This is a genomic window from Roseomonas sp. F4, from assembly GCF_053891155.1.
Genome location: NZ_JBSSHK010000001.1, coordinates 760,377 through 779,132, shown reverse-complemented (window position 1 = coordinate 779,132; position 18,756 = coordinate 760,377). Strand labels below are relative to the sequence as shown.

General features: G+C 69.3%; 17 protein-coding genes. 11 read left to right on the top strand and 6 right to left on the bottom strand.

Annotated features, from left to right (window positions below; translation table 11 throughout):
* The first annotated feature begins 37 nt into the window (after positions 1-37).
* From ACVFYP_RS03710 to ACVFYP_RS03675, 8 genes are all read left to right on the top strand, one after another.
* The gene (locus ACVFYP_RS03710; protein ID WP_499198775.1) at positions 38-1,186 is read left to right on the top strand and encodes a GNAT family N-acetyltransferase; all 1,149 of its coding nucleotides are present in this window, start codon (positions 38-40) and stop codon (positions 1,184-1,186) included.
* On the top strand, positions 1,183-1,641 hold the full coding sequence (locus ACVFYP_RS03705; RefSeq protein WP_499198774.1) for a GNAT family N-acetyltransferase: 459 nt from the start codon (positions 1,183-1,185) through the stop codon (positions 1,639-1,641). The genes ACVFYP_RS03710 and ACVFYP_RS03705 overlap by 4 nt, the downstream gene beginning before the upstream one ends.
* Complete coding sequence (locus ACVFYP_RS03700; protein ID WP_499198773.1) at positions 1,635-2,513, top strand: DMT family transporter; 879 nt, start codon at positions 1,635-1,637, stop codon at positions 2,511-2,513. Before ACVFYP_RS03705 ends, ACVFYP_RS03700 begins: the two co-directional genes overlap by 7 nt.
* Positions 2,514-2,522: 9 nt before the next feature.
* On the top strand, positions 2,523-4,580 hold the full coding sequence (locus tag ACVFYP_RS03695) for a DNA/RNA helicase domain-containing protein (RefSeq protein ID WP_499198772.1): 2,058 nt from the start codon (positions 2,523-2,525) through the stop codon (positions 4,578-4,580).
* An 8-nt stretch (positions 4,581-4,588) separates the two neighbouring features.
* Complete coding sequence (locus ACVFYP_RS03690) at positions 4,589-5,458, top strand: endonuclease/exonuclease/phosphatase family protein (RefSeq protein WP_499198771.1); 870 nt, start codon at positions 4,589-4,591, stop codon at positions 5,456-5,458.
* A gap of 28 nt (positions 5,459-5,486) precedes the next feature.
* Positions 5,487-6,710, top strand: coding sequence for an MFS transporter (locus ACVFYP_RS03685; protein ID WP_499198770.1), 1,224 nt, complete (start codon positions 5,487-5,489; stop codon positions 6,708-6,710).
* Positions 6,711-6,721: 11 nt separating this feature from the next.
* A complete protein-coding gene (locus tag ACVFYP_RS03680; protein WP_499198769.1) occupies positions 6,722-7,603 on the top strand; it encodes a polyphosphate kinase 2 family protein in 882 nt (293 codons plus the stop codon).
* A 101-nt stretch (positions 7,604-7,704) separates the two neighbouring features.
* The gene (locus tag ACVFYP_RS03675; RefSeq protein WP_499198768.1) at positions 7,705-8,469 is read left to right on the top strand and encodes an alpha/beta hydrolase; all 765 of its coding nucleotides are present in this window, start codon (positions 7,705-7,707) and stop codon (positions 8,467-8,469) included.
* 40 nt (positions 8,470-8,509) lie between these two features.
* Here the strand turns inward: ACVFYP_RS03675 and ACVFYP_RS03670 are convergent, their stop codons facing one another.
* From ACVFYP_RS03670 to ACVFYP_RS03655, 4 genes are all read right to left on the bottom strand, one after another.
* Positions 8,510-8,851 carry a carboxymuconolactone decarboxylase family protein gene (locus tag ACVFYP_RS03670; protein ID WP_499199534.1) on the bottom strand — a complete coding sequence of 114 codons (342 nt, stop codon included), beginning with the start codon at positions 8,849-8,851 and terminating at the stop codon, positions 8,510-8,512.
* A gap of 98 nt (positions 8,852-8,949) precedes the next feature.
* Entirely contained in the window at positions 8,950-11,304 is a 2,355-nt protein-coding gene (clpA, locus tag ACVFYP_RS03665; RefSeq protein WP_499198767.1) for an ATP-dependent Clp protease ATP-binding subunit ClpA, read from the bottom strand.
* 140 nt (positions 11,305-11,444) lie between these two features.
* Complete coding sequence (gene clpS / locus ACVFYP_RS03660) at positions 11,445-11,804, bottom strand: ATP-dependent Clp protease adapter ClpS (RefSeq protein ID WP_499198766.1); 360 nt, start codon at positions 11,802-11,804, stop codon at positions 11,445-11,447.
* Positions 11,805-12,118: 314 nt separating this feature from the next.
* Positions 12,119-12,706 carry a phasin family protein gene (locus ACVFYP_RS03655; protein WP_499198765.1) on the bottom strand — a complete coding sequence of 196 codons (588 nt, stop codon included), beginning with the start codon at positions 12,704-12,706 and terminating at the stop codon, positions 12,119-12,121.
* Between the two features lie 494 nt (positions 12,707-13,200).
* On the opposite strand from ACVFYP_RS03655, the gene ACVFYP_RS03650 reads away from it, so the two are divergent.
* Entirely contained in the window at positions 13,201-14,427 is a 1,227-nt protein-coding gene (locus ACVFYP_RS03650; protein ID WP_499198764.1) for a D-alanyl-D-alanine carboxypeptidase family protein, read from the top strand.
* 19 nt (positions 14,428-14,446) lie between these two features.
* Here the strand turns inward: ACVFYP_RS03650 and ACVFYP_RS03645 are convergent, their stop codons facing one another.
* Positions 14,447-15,556, bottom strand: coding sequence for a DSD1 family PLP-dependent enzyme (locus ACVFYP_RS03645; RefSeq protein ID WP_499198763.1), 1,110 nt, complete (start codon positions 15,554-15,556; stop codon positions 14,447-14,449).
* A gap of 15 nt (positions 15,557-15,571) precedes the next feature.
* Entirely contained in the window at positions 15,572-16,576 is a 1,005-nt protein-coding gene (locus ACVFYP_RS03640; protein ID WP_499198762.1) for an aminotransferase class V-fold PLP-dependent enzyme, read from the bottom strand.
* Positions 16,577-16,742: 166 nt separating this feature from the next.
* Between ACVFYP_RS03640 and ACVFYP_RS03635 the strand changes: the two genes are divergently transcribed.
* Positions 16,743-17,909: an acyl-CoA dehydrogenase family protein gene (locus ACVFYP_RS03635; protein WP_499198761.1), complete on the top strand. Its 1,167-nt coding sequence runs from the start codon at positions 16,743-16,745 to the stop codon at positions 17,907-17,909.
* A gap of 15 nt (positions 17,910-17,924) precedes the next feature.
* Positions 17,925-18,752, top strand: a complete 828-nt coding sequence (locus ACVFYP_RS03630) for an alpha/beta fold hydrolase (RefSeq protein WP_499198760.1) — start codon at positions 17,925-17,927, stop codon at positions 18,750-18,752.
* Positions 18,753-18,756: the final 4 nt, after the last annotated feature.

The following is an 18,756-nucleotide window of genomic DNA, read 5'->3' as shown; positions in this document are numbered from 1 at the left end:
CATTGTCGCGCGACGGGCGCGCCCAACCTTGAGCGGCATGCCCGAACTCAGCCTCTCGCTGCACCGCGCCATCGCGGACATCCCGCCCCTGGACTGGGATGCCTGCGCCGGCCCCGACAATCCCTTCGTCAGCCATGCCTTCCTGCTGGCGCTGGAGGAATCCGGTAGCGTCGGCGGGCGCAGCGGTTGGCTGCCGCAGCATGCGGCCCTGCGCGACGAAGCGGGCCGGCTGCTGGCCTGCGCGCCCTGCTATGCCAAGGTGCATTCCCAGGGCGAATACGTCTTCGACCATGGCTGGGCCGACGCCTTCGAGCGCGCCGGCGGCAGCTACTACCCCAAACTTCAGGTCGCCGCCCCCTTCAGCCCTGTGCCCGGCCCGCGCCTTCTGGTGCGGCCGAAATCCGGCATTGGCGTGGAGGCCTTGGCCCAGGGCCTGGTGCAGGCCTGCGGCCAGCTCGATCTTTCGTCAGTGCACTGCACCTTCTGCACGCCCGAGGAATGGGAAGCGCTGGGCGAGGCCGGCTGGCTGCAACGCATCGGCACGCAGTTCCACTGGTCCAATGCCGGCTATGCGACGTTCGACGATTTCCTCGCGGCGCTGTCCAGCCGCAAGCGCAAGCAGATCAAGCGCGAGCGGCGCGACGCTGAGAATTCCGGCTTCGTGCTGAAGACGCTGCGCGGCCATGAAATCACGCCAAAGCACTGGGAGGCGTTTCACCGTTTCTATGTCTCGACCTCCGACAAGAAATGGGGCCGCAGCGCCTATCTGAAAAAGGCCTTCTGGCCGCTGCTGGGCGAGCGGCTTGGCGACAAGGTCGTGCTGATGGTGGCGGAGCAGGACGGAGAGCCCGTGGCCGGCGCGCTGAACCTGCTCGGCACCGATGCGCTGTACGGCCGCAACTGGGGCTGCCTGGTAGAGGCGCCCTTCCTGCATTTCGAGCTGTGCTACTACCGCGCCATCGACTTCGCCATCGAACACAAGCTGCCCCGCGTCGAGGCCGGCGCCCAGGGCGAGCATAAGATCCAGCGCGGCTACCTGCCCGTGCCGACCTATTCCGCCCATTGGATCCAGCATCCCGGCCTGCGCGCGGCCATCGCGGATTTTCTCGATCGGGAGAGGCCGGCAATGGTGGCGGAGATCGAGGCACTGGCCGAAGCCTCGCCCTTCAAGCGCGAGGGCGAATGATCGCCGTCGCGATCGAGGATCCGGACCAGCCCGCCATCCTCGCCATGCTGCGCGCCGGCGAGGCAAATAGCGCCGCGCTCTATCCGGCCGAGAGCAACCACCACCTGCCCCTGGGGTCGCTGCGCACGCCTGGCGTGCTGTTCCATGTGGCGCGCGATGCAGGCGGCCTGGCGCTCGGCACCGGGGCGCTGGTGCCGCATGGCGAATGGGGCGAGATCAAGCGCATGTGGACTGACCCGGGCGCGCGCGGCCTCGGCGTGGCGCGCGCCGTGCTGGAAGCCCTGGAACAGGCCGCGCGCAATGCCGGCCTGCGCCTGCTGCGGCTGGAGACAGGCGCTCACAGCCATGCCGCGCTGGCGCTGTACCGCAGCGCCGGCTTCGTGGAGATCGCGGCCTTCGAGGGTTATGCGCCGGACCCGCTCAGTGTCTTCATGGAGAAGACGCTGGCGTGCTGACCGCCTATGCGCAGCTCGCCGGGTCCATGGCGCTGGTCGGTGCCAATGTCGGTGTGGCGAAGGTTCTGGCGGGCTCGCTGCCGATCGCGATGATCGTCGGGCTGCGCTGCCTGTTGGCCGTGCTGGTGCTGTGGCCGCTGGCGCGCGCGATGGAAGGCCGGGTGCAGGTGGACAGGCGAAGCCTGCGCAACCTGTTCCTCCAGGCGGCCTTCGGCACGGCGCTGTACAATGCCGGGCTGCTGGCCGGGCTGCGGCTGACCACGGCACTGGAGGCAGGGCTGGTGCTGGCCACCCTTCCAGCCGTGGTCGCCATCGGCAGCGCGCTGTGGTTGCGGGAGGTGCTGCCGCCGCGGCAATGGGCCGCCGTGGCGCTGGCCGCCATCGGCATGGGCGCGCTGACCCTGGCCCGCGCGAGCGGGGAGGCGCATGGCAGCCTGCTCGGCAATCTGCTGGTCTTCGGCGGGGTCTGTGGCGAGGCGATCTATATCCTGCTCGCCAAGCGCATCGCCGGCCGGGTGCCGCTGGTGACGGCGAGCCTTTGGATGCAGGCCTTCTCCATGCTGCTGATGCTGCCCTTCTGCCTGCCGGTGCTGGGCAGCGCCATGGCCCTGGCCGACCCGGAGGTGGCGGGGCTGCTGGTCTTCCATAGCCTGACCGCCAGCGTGATCTGCCTGCTTCTCTGGTACGCCGGCCTGCGCCGCGCGCCGGCCGGCATCGCCGGCGTCTTCACCGCTTTCCTGCCGGCGACGGCGGCACTGGTGGCGGTGGGGTTTCTGGGGGAGGCGTTTTCGGGCGTGCATCTCGCGGGTTTTTGCCTGTTGACGGGCAGCATGCTGCTGGCCACCTGGCCAGGACGGAGGCGGAACGGTTAGGCTGGGCGGATGCGCGCCTGGTTCGCCTGTACCGGTTCAGAACTTCTGGCGCTCACGCCGGATGCCGTGGCCAATGCGCTCGCCGCCAGCCAGATGTCCCGCCGGCTATCCGCAGAGCCCGCGCAGCTCCATGCCTGGCGCGATCAGGTGCGACTGCTGCAGGATTGCATTCGGCGCTGTGACGGCCAGGCCTGGACCCTTGCGCTGGAATTCGACCTGCTGCGGCTGGAAAAGCGCATCGATGCGGTGCTGCTGACCGAGGCAGCGATCCTGGTGCTGGAGTTCAAGATAGGCGCCAGCGCCATCACCAATGCCGACCGCGCCCAGGTCTCCGACTACGCCGAGGATCTGCGCGACTTCCACGCCGGCAGCCGGCATCACCCGATCCAGCCGATTCTGATTGCGACCCATTGCGCCAACCCCGCCGCGCCGCAGGCCCCGCTGCCCATCCCGGGCGTGCTGCCGGTGGCGGAAGCCAGTGCCGCCACGTTGCCCGTGCTGCTGGCGACGCTGCGCGATGCTTTGCCGGGCGCAGCCCTCGATGGCCGTGCCTGGCTCGCCGCCGCCTATCAGCCAGTGCCCAGCATCATCGAGGCCGCAGCGACCCTGTTCGCCCGCAACAGCGTGGCGGAGATCGCCGCGGCCCGCGCCGATACCGCCAATCTCACGCGCACCACGGCGGCGATCGCGCGGGCGCTGGATGCGGCGGCGGCGGAAGGTGGGCGGGTGGTGGTCTTCGTCACCGGCATTCCCGGTGCCGGCAAGACGCTGTGCGGCCTGAACGTGGTGTTCGGCGACCGGCGGCGGGACGGCAGCGCCTTCCTCACTGGCAACAGCCCGCTGGTCGCCGTGCTGCGGGAGGCCCTGGCCTGCAACCGCGCCGGCATCGACCTGGCGCTCGGCCCCAGCGCCGACCCCGAGCGCCGGCGCCTCGCCCCCCGGCTGCGCAAGGCGCGGCATGAGGCGGAGGCGGCGTTGCAGAACGTGCATCGCTTCCTGGCCGACAATGCCAACCGCAGCACAGCGCCGGCGGAGCGCGTGATCGTCTTCGACGAGGCGCAGCGCGCCTGGGACGCGGCGCAGGCCTCGCGCGATACGCAGCGCCGCGTCAGCACCCTGCGGATGAGCGAGCCCGCCCATGCGCTGGAGATCATGGGCCGGCATGATGGCTTCGCCGCGATCGTCGCGCTGATCGGCAATGGGCAGGAGATCAATACCGGGGAGGCTGGGCTGCGCGAATGGGGCAGCGTAATCGCGGCGACGCCCGGCTGGCGGGCCGTGGCCGCGCAACGTGTGCTGGAGGCGACGGAGCCAGCACAGCGCCTGGCGGAGGGCCGGCCCGATTGGCTGCGACTGGACCCGGCGCTGGAACTCACCGTCTCCCTGCGCAGCGTCCGTTCGGACGCCGCGGCCGCCTGGGTGGATGCGGTGCTGCGCGGCGCCGTGGCGGAGGCACGCGCGACGGCGGATGCGGCGCCCGAGGGGCTGCCCTTCCTGCTGACGCGCTCGCTGGAGGATGCGCGCCGCGCCCTGCGGCATCTGACGCCCGGACTGCGGCGGGCTGGCTTCGTTCGATCCTCCGGCGCGCGACGGCTGCGGGCAGAGGGGTTCGACGCGCAGCTCATCGGCGCAGAGGAGCCGGTCGCCTGGTTCCTGGAACGCTGGCCCGATATCCGCGCCTCGGATGCGCTGGAAGTCGCGGCCACGGAATATGCCTGCCAGGGGCTGGAACTGGACACGGTCGGCCTTGCCTGGGGCGGCGATTTTCGGCGGCAGGCGGGGCAATGGCAGGCGCGGCGCTTCGCCGGCACGGGCTGGCAGGTGGTGCGCAACCCGGCGGAGACCGAATTCACCCGCAACACGTACCGCGTGCTTCTCACCCGCGCGCGCTATGAAACGGTGATCTGGGTGCCGCCCGGCAGCCCCCGCACCGATCCCTTCCACGACCCCACACGGGATGCGGCGGAGATGGATGCCATCGCCGACTTCCTGACCACCTGCGGCGCCCGGCCGCTGCCCGAGGCCGCCCTGGCGCCACGCGACTCCGCCCCCGCCCTGCTGCTATAGCGCGCGCCATGCGCCATCTCCTGTTCGCCCTGTTCCTGCTCCTCGCCCTTCCGGCCCAGGCGCAGGAGATCAAGCTCGCCACCTGGAACATCGCCTGGCTGACCCTGAAGCAGGCTGGCGACCCGGCGCTGCCCAACAATCTCGAAACCCGCTCGCCCGAGGATTTTCGGCTGCTGCGCGGCTATGCGAACCGCCTCGCCGCCGATGTCGTCGCCTTGCAGGAAATCGATGGGGAGGCCGCGGCGCGGCGGCTGTTCGATCCGGCGGAATGGACCATCCATCTGACGGATGAGGAGGACGTCCAGCGCCCCGGCTTCGCGATTCGCCGGCATCTGCGCGTCACCCCGCAGCCCGACCTCCGCGCGCTCGACCTGTTCGCCAGTGCCCGGTTCAGCCTGCGCCGCGGCGCCGACATCTTGGTGGAATCGCGTGGCGGGGCGCGGCTGCGGCTGCTGTCGGTGCATCTGGATGCCGGCTGCCGGGAGGATGCCTTCGGCCCCGATGCGTCGCGGGACTGCCGCAACCTGGAGGAACAGGCCCGCATCCTGGCGCGCTGGACCCAGGCCCGGGCGCGGGAAGGTGTGGGCTTCGCCGTGCTCGGCGATTTCAACCGCCGCATGACGCCGGGTGACGACTTCCTCACCATCCTCGAAGCCGCCACGCCGCTGACCCGCGTGACCGAGGGCCTGTCCTCCCCCTGCTGGGCGGATGCGCGGGGCGGGCGGCCCTTTGTCAGCCATCTGCTGCTCGGCGGGCCGGCGCGGGACTGGCTCGTGCGGGACAGCTTCGCCGTCCTGACCTACAGCGAGCGGGCGCGCCGCTACCGCTGGGCGCTGTCGGACCATTGCCCGATGAGTGTCCGCCTGCGCCTCCCCTGAGTCCGGCCGGCGTGCCAGTATCGCCGCCATGCGCCAATTCGCCCGGATCACCCTTCCCCTCGCCGGGCTGAACTTCGTCAACCAGGCCTCGCGCACCATGATCGCGACGCTGGGGCCATTGCTGGCGCTGGAATTCGCGCTGTCGGCCAGCGAGCTGGGTCTGCTGGCGGCGATGTTCTTCGCGGCCTATGCGGCGGCGCAATTGCCGGTGGGGCTGGCCATCGATTTGTGGGGTTCGCGGCGGGTACAGACGGTGCTCGGGCTGGTCGCCGCCCTGGGCTTCGTTCTGTGTGCCCTGGCGGCGGGGCCGTTCTGGCTGGCGCTGGGGCGGGTGGTGACGGGGGTGGGGATCTCGGCAGGGCTGATCGCCATGCTGAAGGTCAACACGCAATGGTATCCGCGCGACCGGGTGGCGGGGATGACCGGGCTTGGCATCCTGTTCGGATCATTGGGCAGCCTGGCGGCCACCCTGCCGGTGGCGCTGCTGGAACCGCTGATCGGCTGGCGCGGCGTTTTTGGGCTGCTGGCGCTGATGTCGGTCGGGGTCAGCCTGTGGATCTGGGTCTCCGTGCCGGAGCGCGGGCCGGGCGCGGCGCCGCCACCGCGACGGGGCCTGGGGAAGGAAGTGGCGGAATTCGGCCGCATCTTCCGCCACCCCACCTTCCTGCGCTTCGCCCCCTCCGTCGCGCTGCTCTCGGCGATGAACTTCACCTATCAGGGCCTCTGGGCCGGGCCATGGCTGCGGGATGTGGGTGGCCAGGGGGATGCGGCGCGGGCGGTGCTGCTGCTGTGCTACGCGGCGGGGCTGATGCTGGGCAGCGTCGGCACCGGCCAGGCGGCCTCGCTTCTGCAACGGCGCGGGCTGCACCCGATGCTGGTGCCCTGGCTGGCCATGGCGGGCATCGTGCTGGTGCAGATCGCGCTGATCGCGCATCCCCCAGGCAACCAGGCGGCCCTTGGCGCGATCTGGTTCTTCTTCGCCCTGTTCAGCTCCGCGGGGCCGGCCGGCTATGCCGCGATCGGCCAACGCTTTGGGGCGGAGCTGGCGGGGCGGGTGGCCACCGCCATCAATGTCGCGATGCTGGGCATGGTGTTCCTGTTGCAGAACGCCATTGGCTGGATTCTGGACCTCTGGCCGCGCATGGCCGACGGGGGCTGGGCCTCGGCTGGCTATGGCTGGGCGATGGCGATGACGGTGGCGTTTCAGCTTGCGGCCGGGCTGCTGATGCTGCGGCCGGAACGACGGGGATAGGACAGACGGGCATGGAAAAGCGCATCGAATCGGTCCTGTCCCGCTTCCGGGTGGAGGACGGCAAGGATTTCCGGCTGAAGGACCACCATCCGGATGAGCTGGCCGGCCTCGACATCAAGAAGTCGGAGGCGCCGGCGCTGCTGAAGCGGGGTGTGGAATTCCTCTCCACTCAGCAGGACATGCTCTATGCGCAGGACCGCTGGTCGGTGCTTTGCATCTTCCAGGCGATGGATGCCGCCGGGAAGGATGGCGCGATCAAGCATGTCTTCTCCGGTGTGAACCCGCAGGGCTGCCATGTGGTGTCCTTCAAGGCACCGAATGCGACGGAGCTGGACCACGACTTCCTGTGGCGCCACACGACGGCTTTGCCCAGCCGCGGCCAGATCGGCATCCACAACCGGTCCTGGTACGAGGAAGTGCTGGTGGCCCGCATCCACCCGGCCATCCTGGATTCGCAAAAGCTGCCGCCGCGCCTGCGGACGGACAAGATCTGGGAGGAGCGGCTGGAGGATATCGCCGCCTATGAGCGCTATCTCGGCCGGCAGGGCACCGTGGTGCTGAAGTTCTTCCTGAATGTCAGCCAGGAAGAACAACGCCAGCGCTTCCTGAAGCGCATCGAGGAGCCGGAGAAGAACTGGAAGTTCAACGCCGGCGATGTGCGGGAGCGGGCGCATTGGGACGCCTATCAGGACGCCTATGAACAGGCGATCCGCGCCACCGCCACGCAGGAGGCGCCCTGGTATGTGGTGCCGGCGGACCGCAAGTGGTTCACCCGCCTGGTCGTCGTCGCCGCCATCGGCCGGGCGCTGGAGCAGTTGGACCTGCACTATCCTCGGGTGACGGAGGAGGAACGCCGCGCGCTGATCCAGGCGGGCGAGGAGCTCGGCGCCTGATCCGCCGTCGCGCGCTGGCGGGGCTGTCGCTCGGCGGGCTGGCGCTGACGGCCTGCTCGCCGAATGACATCGCCAACCTCGCCACACCGCGGCGCGGCACCATGCTGGTGGAGGGGCTGGCCTATGGCCCCCTGCCCCGCCACCGCCTGGACCTGACCCTGCCGCCGATGCCGACGCCGGAGACACCGCTGGTGGTGTTCATCCATGGCGGGGGGTGGGAGATGGGCGGGCGTGGGCAATACGCCTTCGTCGCCAGGCGGCTGGCCAGTTTCGGCTTCGCGGTGGCGGTGCCGGATTACCGGCTGTGGCCGGAGGCCCGCTGGCCGGACTTCATCGAGGATTCAGCCCGCGCCGTGGCCTGGCTGCGTGCCAATCCGGAGATGCCGCGCGGCCCAGTCTTCGTCATGGGCCATTCGGCGGGCGGCTTCATCGCCGCCGCCCTGGCGCTCGATCCGCGCTGGCTCGCGGCGGCCGGGTTGCCGGAGGGGCGCAGCGCCCTGGCCGGCGGCATCCTGCTGGCCGCCCCGATTTCCTGGCAGCCGACCGACGAGCCCGTGGTGAGCATCTTTGCCACCGCCCCCGGTGGGCGGATCGAAGCGGCGCCCGACCCCGCCATGCTGGCCGGCGCGCCGCCGATGCTGCTGCTGCACGGGCAGGCCGATACGGTGGTGGGCGACATCCATTCCCGCGAATTGGCGCCCGCCTTGGAACGTGCCGGCCGATCGGTGCGGCTGGTTCTGTATCCGGAGGTCGGCCATATCGGCATCATGACCGGCTTCGTGCCGGGGGCGGGCCTGGTCGGGCTGACGACGGCGCCAGTGGTGGCGGAGGTGGTGGATTTCGTGCGGGGGCTGTCGACGCTCTAGCTCTACCTCAGCGTCCGCCTCTCATCAGGGTCTGCACGCCCTACCCCTGCCCGGTCCCGTCCATCGCATCCAGCACATGCAGCGAGTAAGTCAGCGCTGCGCCGGCATTCAGCGCGATGGCGACGCCCAAGGCCTCGGCGATTTCCTCCTTGGTCGCGCCGGCGGCCTTGGCCTTGCGGGCATGGGCGTCGATGCAGCCCTGGCAGCGGGTGGTAACGGCGACCGCGAGGGCGATGAATTCGCGGGTCTTGGCGTCGATGTGCTTGGTGGTGGCAGCGCCGCGGTTGAGCGCGCCAAAGCCCTTCATCAGTTCCGGATGCAGGGTCCCCAGTTCCTTGCCGCGATCCCGCAGCCCGGCGCTGTAGCCATCCCAATCCTCAATGCGCGTATCCGTCGTCATCACTCTTCCCCTAACAAACAGAAAGGTGCCCCCCTTCCGAGAGACACCTTCCCAACTTCGACCGCGGCAGCGTCCCAAAACTATTCGGCGGTTTCGGGTTCTTTTTCGGCTTCGCCGTCGCCGCTGTCTTCCGGGCGGGGCAGAGCGGGGGGCGCGGCTTCGAAGAATTCGAAGGCCAGGTGCCCGTCCTTCAGTCCGACTTTCACCGAGCCGCCCTTGGCCAGCTTGCCAAAGAGCAGTTCCTCGGCGAGCGGCTTCTTCACCACTTCCTGGATCACCCGGCCGAGCGGCCGCGCGCCATAAAGCGGGTCGTAGCCGCGTTCGGAGAGCCATTCGCGGGCGGCGGAGGACAGTTCGATCGTCACGTTGCGGTCGGCGAGTTGCGCCTCCAGCTGCATGATGAACTTGTCCACCACCCGGGCGACGATCTCCTGCGACAGCCCGGCGAAGCCGATGACGGCGTCCAGGCGGTTGCGGAATTCCGGCGTGAACAGCCGCTTGATGGCGTCCTCATCCTCCCCGGTGCGCTTGTCGCGCCCGAAGCCGATGCTGTTCTTAGCCATGTCGGAGGCGCCGGCATTGGTCGTCATGATCAGGATGACGTTGCGGAAGTCGACGGTCTTGCCGTTGTGGTCCGTCAGCTTCCCGTGGTCCATCACCTGCAACAGGATGTTGTAGAGATCCTGATGCGCCTTCTCGATCTCATCGAGCAGCAGCACGCAATGCGGGTGCTGGTCGATGCCATCGGTCAGCAGCCCGCCCTGGTCGAAGCCGACATAGCCCGGCGGGGCGCCGATCAGGCGGCTGACGCTGTGGCGTTCCATGTACTCCGACATGTCGAAGCGGATCAGCTCGATGCCGAGGGTCTTGGCCAATTGCTTGGCCACCTCGGTCTTGCCGACGCCGGTCGGGCCGGAGAACAGGTAGTTGCCGATCGGCTTTTCCGCGTCGCGCAGCCCGGCGCGGGACAGCTTGATGGCGGCGGACAGGGCGTCGATGGCCTTGTCCTGGCCGAAGACCATCGCCTTCAGGTCGCGCTCCAGGTTCCGCAGCGTCTCCTTGTCGTCGGAGCTGACGGATTTCGGGGGGATGCGGGCGATCTTCGCCACGATCTCCTCGACATCCTTCAGCGTGACGGTTTTCCGGCGCTTGTGCTCGGGCAGCAGCATGCGGCTGGCGCCGACCTCGTCGATCACGTCGATCGCCTTGTCCGGCAGCTTCCGGTCATGGATGTACTTGGCGGACAGCTCCACGGCGGCGCGGATGGCCTCCGGCGTGTAGCGGACCTTGTGGTGCTTCTCGTAGTTGGTCTTCAGGCCCTGGAGGATCTTCACCGCGTCTTCCAGGTTCGGCTCGTTCACGTCGATCTTCTGGAAGCGCCGGACCAGGGCCCGGTCCTTCTCGAAGTGCTGCCGGTATTCCTTATAGGTGGTCGAGCCGATGCAGCGCAGCGTGCCCTGGGCCAGCGCCGGCTTCAGCAGGTTCGAGGCATCCATGGCACCACCCGAGGTGGCGCCGGCGCCGATCACCGTATGGATCTCGTCGATGAACAGGATGGAGCCGGGCTGTTGCTCCAGCTCGTTCACCACGGCCTTCAGCCGCTCCTCGAAATCACCACGGTAGCGGGTGCCAGCCAGCAGGCTGCCCATGTCCAGCGCGAAGATGGTCGACTTGGCCAGGACTTCGGGGACATCCCCCTCGATGATCCGCTTCGCCAGGCCTTCCGCGATCGCCGTCTTGCCGACGCCCGGATCACCCACATAGAGCGGGTTGTTCTTGGTGCGGCGGCAGAGGATCTGGATGGTGCGCTCGATTTCCGAATCGCGCCCGATCAGCGGGTCGATCTTGCCGGCCTGGGCCTTCTTGTTCAGGTTCACGCAGTAGTTGGACAGCGCGTCCTGGCCGCGATTGGCATTGCCGCGCGCGGGCTTGTCCTCCTTCTCGGCGGGTTCCTCCGGCGTCTGGGCGCTGCCCTGCACGGGGCGGGTGGCGCTGCGGCCGGGGGCCTTGGCGATGCCGTGGCTGATGAAGTTCACCGCATCCAGACGGGTCATGTCCTGCAATTGCAGGAAATAGACCGCGTGGCTCTCCCGTTCGGAGAACAGCGCCACCAGCACATTCGCGCCCGAGACTTCGTCCCGGCCGGAGGATTGCACATGGATGGCGGCGCGCTGCACCACGCGCTGGAAGCCGGCGGTGGGCTTGGCGTCCCCGGCGCGGTCGGAGACCAGGCCGGCGAGGTCCTTGTCGAGGAATTCCGCCAGGTCGCGTTTCAGCTTGTCGGCATCGACCCCGCAGGCGCGGAGCACGGTGGCGGCATCGACATCATCGGCCAAGGCGAGAAGCAGGTGTTCGAGCGTCGCATATTCGTGCCGGCGGTCATTGGCGAGGCCGAGGGCGCGGTGGAGCGTCTGCTCGAGGTTGCGGGACAGCATGGTCTGACGCTCCCTATCGGGTGGCCGGGAAACTCAAAATCGCTCCCCGGCGCGGGTTGCCCTCAATGTGGTTGCTCCCCCTGCCCGGGGCCAGCCCCTGCCCGATAGTTCCACACTCCCTGGGCAGGGCGCACCACCGATCATTCCTTCTCGATGGTACATTGCAGAGGATGCTGGTTCTGGCGCGCCAGGTCCATGACCTGTGTCACCTTCGTTTCAGCGACCTCATAGGTAAAGACGCCGCAGACGCCGACGCCGCGGCGATGGACGTGCAGCATGATGCGGGTCGCTTCCTCCCGCGACTTCTGGAAGAAGCGTTCCAGCACATGCACGACGAATTCCATCGGCGTGTAGTCGTCGTTCAGCATCAGCACCTTGTACATGGCGGGCTTGCGCGTGCGCGGCCGTGCCTTGACCACCACGCCGGTGGTCGGGTTCTCTCCGCCGTTGCTGCCCTGCCCCGAATTGCCTTGCCCGGGGCGTTTGTCGGTGTCGCTCATGCCTGCCTTGGTTGTCTGGCTGGCCTCCGCCCCCCGCCCGGATCGCCTCGGGTCGCATGGGGAGCCTTGGTCGGGGTGCCTCTATCACGGAAGATATCGGAGCGCGGGGGCGCACGGGAAGGGCTTGACGCATTTCTCCGTGCATAAGACCCGATTTGGGTTACCACACCGCGAAGAGCGGGCCGGGCGACCCCGCCAAAAAGGCGAAAAGCCCGCCCGGATCGCGCCAGCACCCGAGATACGGGTCACGGCGCGACCCGAACGGGCCTCGAAAAGGTCAGTCTGGCGGGTTGGCCCGCCAGGCTGGCTTGGCCTCAGGCGGCGAGCGGGCGGGAGAACTTCTCCACGGCCATCGTCATGCGCGCGCTGATCGGCGCGCTGGCCTGCTCGGCAAGGCGGAAGGCGGCTTCCTGCAGCTTCGCCGTCTCGGACATGGTCCGCTCCAGGGACGCCTTGGCGAAGGCGGACTGGATGTCGGCGACTTCCTTCAGGCTCTTCACGCCGGACAGCGCCTTGGCGCTTTCCATGGCGTGCTCGGACAGGGCCTGGGACATGGCGAAATACTGCTTGCCCAGATCCTGGAAGCCGGCCGTCAGGGCCTGCGTCGCCTTGGTGAAGGCTTCAATGTTGCCACGACCGAACTCCGCGGCCTCCTCGGCCGCCTTGTAGAAGCCTTCGGCCGTCTTCGTCGCCTGCTGCATACCCTGCTCCATCATCATCCGCGCCTGGTTGGCGCCCTCCTCGATCGTCTTGTTGGTGGTCACGGTGGCGGTCTCGACAGCCTGGGCTGCCTCGACCGTGGTTTCGGCCACGCTCTGCGTGGTGGTTTCGGCCACGGTGTCCGTGGCGGTCTCGACCAGCGCGAGCGCGCGCTTGGTCACGGCATTGGGTTCGGTTGCCATGGTGTCAGCTCCATCCATGTCGCGCCGACCAGGTCGGATGGCGGGAACCTTCGGCCCGGCTCCCGGGCTGGTCTTCGCCACACCGCCGCGTCCGCGGCGAACTGCCTTATCCACAGTGCTCATCCTCGCTCTCGCCATCCCACCCCAGCGCGACGCCATATCCGGCTTCACCGCCGAGCCGGGCCGGAGGCGCGTACCGAGACGTCGCTTCAGCCCATTATGCTGCGGTGCAACACAGGCCCCACATATCGTCCAGAGTACGGCTTGTGCAAGGAGATTTTGCAGTGCAACATAATTTTGTCGCGCATGTTGGAAACGCTAAGGAACCTTAACACCGTCGGATCGCCGATCGTTCCATTGTCACTGCGCCGTCCAAGTGCTTGCAGTAACACGGTGTTCTGCATTCGCCCCCGTGGACAGGCGGGACCACGCAGGGCTAGCCTGCTACCTCTGGTGGCGCACGGGGGGTGTGCTACCCGGGGGGTTTTACTGCCATGTTCACTCGGCTCGCGCCCCTGGTCGCCCTGGCGGCCAGTCTGTTCGCCGTGGTCTCGCCCGCGCAGGCGCAGATCGGCAGCGAACGCTATTCGGCCATGGTGGTGGATCACCGCAGCGGCAATATCCTGGTCGCCGCCAATGCGGATGAGACCCGGCACCCGGCCTCGCTCACCAAGATGATGACCTTGTATATGGTGTTCGAAGCGCTGCGGGCCGGCCGCATCTCGCTCGGCTCCGCCGTCCCGATCTCGGAGGAGGCGGCCTCCCGCCCGCCCTCCAAGCTTGGCATCCCGGCCGGTGGCAGCGTGACGGTGGAGCAGGGCATCCTGTCCCTGGTCACCAAATCCGCCAATGACGTGGCGACGGCCTTCGGCGAATTGCTCGGCGGCAGCGAGGAGCGCTTCGCCCAGATGATGACCCAGCGCGCGCGTGAGCTGGGCATGACCCGCACCACCTTCCGCAACGCCTCCGGCCTGCCGGACTGGGACCAGGTGACGACGGCACGGGACATGGTGACGCTCGGCCGCCGGCTGATGCTCGATTTCCCCGACCGCTACCACTATTTCGGCCGGACCGAGGCCGCCTTCCGGGGCCTGCGCCTGCGCAGCCACAACCGCATGCTGACGAGCTATGAGGGCGTGGACGGCATCAAGACCGGCTATATCCGCGCCAGCGGCTTCAACATCGTCACCAGCGCCAACCGGGACGGCAACCGCGTGGTGGGCGCGGTGTTCGGTGGCAGTTCCTGGGTGGAGCGCGACCAGCACATGACGGCGCTGCTCGACCAGGGCTTCGACCGGCTGGGCGTGACGCCCCGCGCCGCCATGGCCCAGGCGCCCGCCCCGGTGCTGATGCGCCAGGCACAGGCCGCGACCAGCCGCAGCCCCCGCACCGCCGCCCGCGCTGCCACGCCGACCCGCACCGCGACGCGGCAGGCCGCCCGCCCGGCGGCGCGCAGCGCCTCCGCCGCCCGTGCGACCCCGGCACGCCCCGCCGCGCGCACACCGGCCCGGGCCGCCACCGCCCGCGCCGCCGTCGCCCCGGCACGATCCGCAGCGCCGCCCGCGGCCCGCCGCACGGCTGCGCCGACGCCCACGGTCCGCACCACCGCCACGCGCCCCGCGGCGACCAGCCGCAGCGCCGCGCGCAGCCCGGTCGCCACCCGCAGCGCCATCGCGCCGCGCGGCACCACCCCGCTGGCGCCGCCTCGCCCCCGCCGCTGATCCGGCGGGGCGCGCCCCCTCAGGCCATCCCGCCCCGCGCCGCCACCGGCCAGAGGCATTCCACCCGGCCGTTCCGCACACCGACATACCAGTCGTGGCGATCCACCGTCGGGTCGCAATGGCCCGGCACCAGGCGCACGGACTGGCCGAGGCGCGGCAGGGCCGCAGGGTCCTCCGCCTTCAGCGTGCCATGCTCATCCGAGGCACCGGCATAGGTCACGCCGGGGAAGCCGTGCACCAGCGGCGGACCGCTGTCGATCGCCACGGCCTTGTGCCCGGCATCCACCACCGCCAGCCCGGGACGCGGCGCCGACATCACCTGGGCCAGCACGAACAGCGACTGGCGGAAGGGCGGCGGGTCGTCGTTGCGGCCGTAATCGGCATCCATGAAGGCGTAGGAGCCGGCCTGGATCTCGTTCCAGACCCCCGTCGCCAGCTCGTTGCGGAAGGTGCCGGTGCCGGCCCCGCCGACAATGGCGCAGTCCAGACCGCGCTGGCGCAGCTGTTCCACCGTGCGCCGCGTGCCATCCGCCGCCGCGCCAATCGCCTGCTGGCGCTCCTCGGGGCTGCGATAGTGCTGGGCGCTGCCGTGATAGGATTGCAGCCCGCCAAAGATCAGATGGCGGCTGCCGGCGATGCGCTCGGCCAGGGCCACCGCCTCCGGCCCCGGCGCCACGCCGCAGCGGCCGCCGCCGCAATCGATCTCGACCAGTACCGTCATGCGCAGCCCGGCGGCCTCGGCGGCGGCCTCGATGGCGGCGATGCCATGTTCATGGTCGGCGCAGACGGCGACCTTCGCCAGGCCTGACAGGGCGGCGAGACGGGCCAGCTTGCGCGGCGCGATCACCTCATTGCTCACCAGGATGTCGGGCACCCCGCCCCAGGCCAGCGCCTCCGCCTCCGCCACCTTCTGTACGCATTGGCCGATGGCGCCGCGCTTCATCTGCTGCAGGGCGATGATCGGGGATTTGTGGGTCTTGGCATGGGCGCGCAGCCTGGCGCCGCTGGGCGCCAGGATCGCCGCCATGGTGTCCAGATTATGCTCGAAGGCATCGAGGTCGAGCAGCAGCGCGGGGGTATCAACCTCCTCCTCGCGCATCCCGGGTTCGGCGGGCGGTGCTTGCAGCATCTTGTGTCCAGTTCCTCACTCAGCGAGCGCGGCGGTCAGCGCCGCCATGATGGGGTCGATCTCGGCAAGGTCGTTATAGCCGTGGAAGCTGATGCGGATGCGGCCACGGCCGTTCCAGGCGAGGACGTTCCGCGCCGCCATGGTGGCCACGACGCGCGACGCCCGGGGATGGGCGATGCACACGCTGGCGCCGTGCCGCGCCGGGTCGGCCGGGGTCAGGCTGGGGATGCCGGCCCGCGCCAGCCGGGTCAGCAGGGCCGTGGTCAGCGCCTGCACATGCGCCTGCATCGCGCCCTGCGGAACGCCCTCATGCAGATCCATCGCCGCCTGCAGTGCATAGGCGGGCAGATGCGCGGGATTGCCCCGGGTGAAGCGATTGGCATCCGGGCGCAGCGGCGGCGCCGCGCGGTATTCGTTGGCGCCCTGATCCGCCACCGAATACCAGCCCGCCGTCGCCGGCGCCCAGCCCGGCTGCCGCGCCCGGTTCCAATAGGCGATGGCGAGCCCGGTGGCGCCCAGCATCCATTTGTAGCAGGCGGAGAAAGCGAAGTCCGCGATGCCGGCCTCCACCGGCAGCCAGCCGCTGGCCTGGGTGTAGTCCACCACCAGCAGCGCGCCGACCCGATCGGCCGCGGCCCGCAACGGCAGCAGGTCCGGCCGGCTGGCGTCGAAATAGGATACGGCGCTGGCCGCCACCATCCGCGTGCGCCCATCCACCGCCGCCGCCACGGCTTCGGGATGGGCGATGGGCACATGGCGCAGCGTCACGCCCCGGCGCATCGCCAGCGGCAAGGCGATGGAGGGGTATTCATGGCTGTCGAGGACGACATTGTCCCCCTCCCGCCAATCCAGGCTCTCAACCAGCATCGACATGCCCTCGGCGACCGAGGACACCAGCCCGATCTCCGCCGTTGCCACGGACCAGAAACCGGCGAGGCGGGCACGCAGGCGATCAATCTCCGCATCCATGCGGGCACGGCCGGCGGGGCCGGAGGACTTGTCCAGAGCGTAGCGCGACACGGCCATGCCTTGCGCATGCGGGACCGGAGTCTGTCCCCCGGCGCAGACGTGGATCAGGCCGGGCGGGATCAGAAAATCAGCGGGATCGAATGGGGGCACGGCGGTCCTGACAGGGTTGCGCTTCGCGCGCAGCTTGGCACGCTGCGGGCGGAGGAGACAGACACCCATGGATTTCGCCTTGACCGAGGCGCAGCAGGCGCTGCACGAATCAGTGATACGCCGTTGCGCAGGCTTCGACGATGCCTATTGGCTGGCCGCGGATCGGGCGCATCGCTTCCCCTCTGAATTTCACCAGGCCATGGCCAGCGACGGTTGGCTGGGCATCTGCATGCCGGAGCGAGTCGGTGGCGCCGGCCTCGGCGTGACGGAAGCGGCGATCATGATGCAGGCGGTGGCGCAATCCGGCGCCGCCATGTCCGGCGCCTCCGCCATTCACATGAACATCTTTGGACCAATGCCGGTGGTGGTACACGGCACGGAAGCGCAGCAGGACCGCATGCTGCCGCCGCTGATCGCCGGGACGGAGAAGGCCTGCTTCGCGGTGACGGAGCCGAATACCGGCCTCGACACCACGCAGTTGAAGACCTTCGCGGAACGGCGCGGCGATAGCTACGTGGTGCATGGCCAGAAGGTGTGGATCAGCACCGCGCAGGTCGCCGACCGCGTGCTGCTGCTGGCCCGCACCACGCCGCTGGACCAGGTGAGGAAGCGCAGCGAAGGCCTGTCGCTGTTCTACACGAAGCTCGACCGCAGCAAGGTCCAGGTGCGCGAGATCCCGAAGATGGGCCGCCACGCCGTCGATTCGAACGAGCTGTTCATCGACGGACTGGAAGTGCCGGTGGACGATCGCATCGGCGAGGAAGGCCAGGGCTTCGCCTATATCCTGCACGGCATGAATCCCGAACGCATCCTGGTCGCCGCGGAGGCGGTGGGCATCGGCCATGCCGCCATCGCGCGCGCCAGCGCCTATGCCAAGGACCGCGTGGTCTTCGGCCGCCCGATCGGCCAGAACCAGGCGATCCAGCATCCGCTGGCGCAATGCTGGATGCAGTTGGAGGCGGCGCGGCTGATGGTGATGCAGGCCGCCTGGCGCTACGACCAGGGGCTGGATTGCAGCGCGGAGGCGAATGCGGCGAAGTACCTGGCCGGAGAGGCCGGGTTCAATGCCTGCCAGCAGGCGGTGATGACGCTGGGCGGCTACGGCTATGCGCAGGAATTCCATCTGGAACGCCTGCTCCGCGAAAGCCTGATCCCGCGCATCGCCCCGGTCAGCCCGCAGCTGGTTCTTTGCTACATCGCCGAGCGCGTGCTCGGCCTGCCCCGAAGCTACTGAGACTGGATGTACCTGATGCTTGCTGAGTTGGATGCCCAGGCGACGCGTGTCGAAACCCCGGTGGGTGAAGGCCGCATGGTCTGGCGGATATGGAATGCGACGGGGGGATCGCCGGTGATGCTGCTGCATGGCGGCAGCGGGTCCTGGCGGCATTGGGTGAAGCAGATCCCGTGGCTGGCGGCGGAGCGCATGGTGATCGCGCCCGATATTCCCGGCCTGGGCGAAAGCGATGATCCGCCGGAGCCGCAGGACCCGGCGACCATCGCCGGCGTGCTGGTAGAGGGGCTGCGGCGCATCCTGCCCGACACCGCCGTGATGGACCTGGTCGGCTTTTCCTTCGGCGCCATCACCAGCGGCCATGTCGCGCGGCTGCTGGCCCCGAAGCTGCGCAGCGTCACCATCTGCGGCGCCGGCGCGCTGGGCACGCCGCGCAGCCCGACGCATCTGGTGAAGGTGCGGGACAAGACCGGCGCCGAGAAGGTGGAGGCGCATCGCCACAACCTCGCCGCGCTGATGTTCGCCGATGCCACGAAGATCGACGCGCTGGCGCTGGAGATCCAGGAGATCAACTCCCAGGCCGCCCGCCTGCGCAGCCGGCAATTCGCCCCCAGCGGCAATCTGAAGGATGCGCTGGCCGCCGCGGTGGGCGTGCCCGTCAATGCCATCTGGGGCGCGCGCGACGCGGTGGCCTGGCCCAATCTCCAGCTCCGCATCGATGCGTTGCACGAGGCGCGGCCGGATGCGCGCGTGGCCGTGGTGCCGGGCGCCGGGCATTGGGTGGCCTATGAGGCGGCGGCGGAGACCGATTCGCTGCTGCGGGACTGGCTGGCGCCGAACCGTTAGAAGA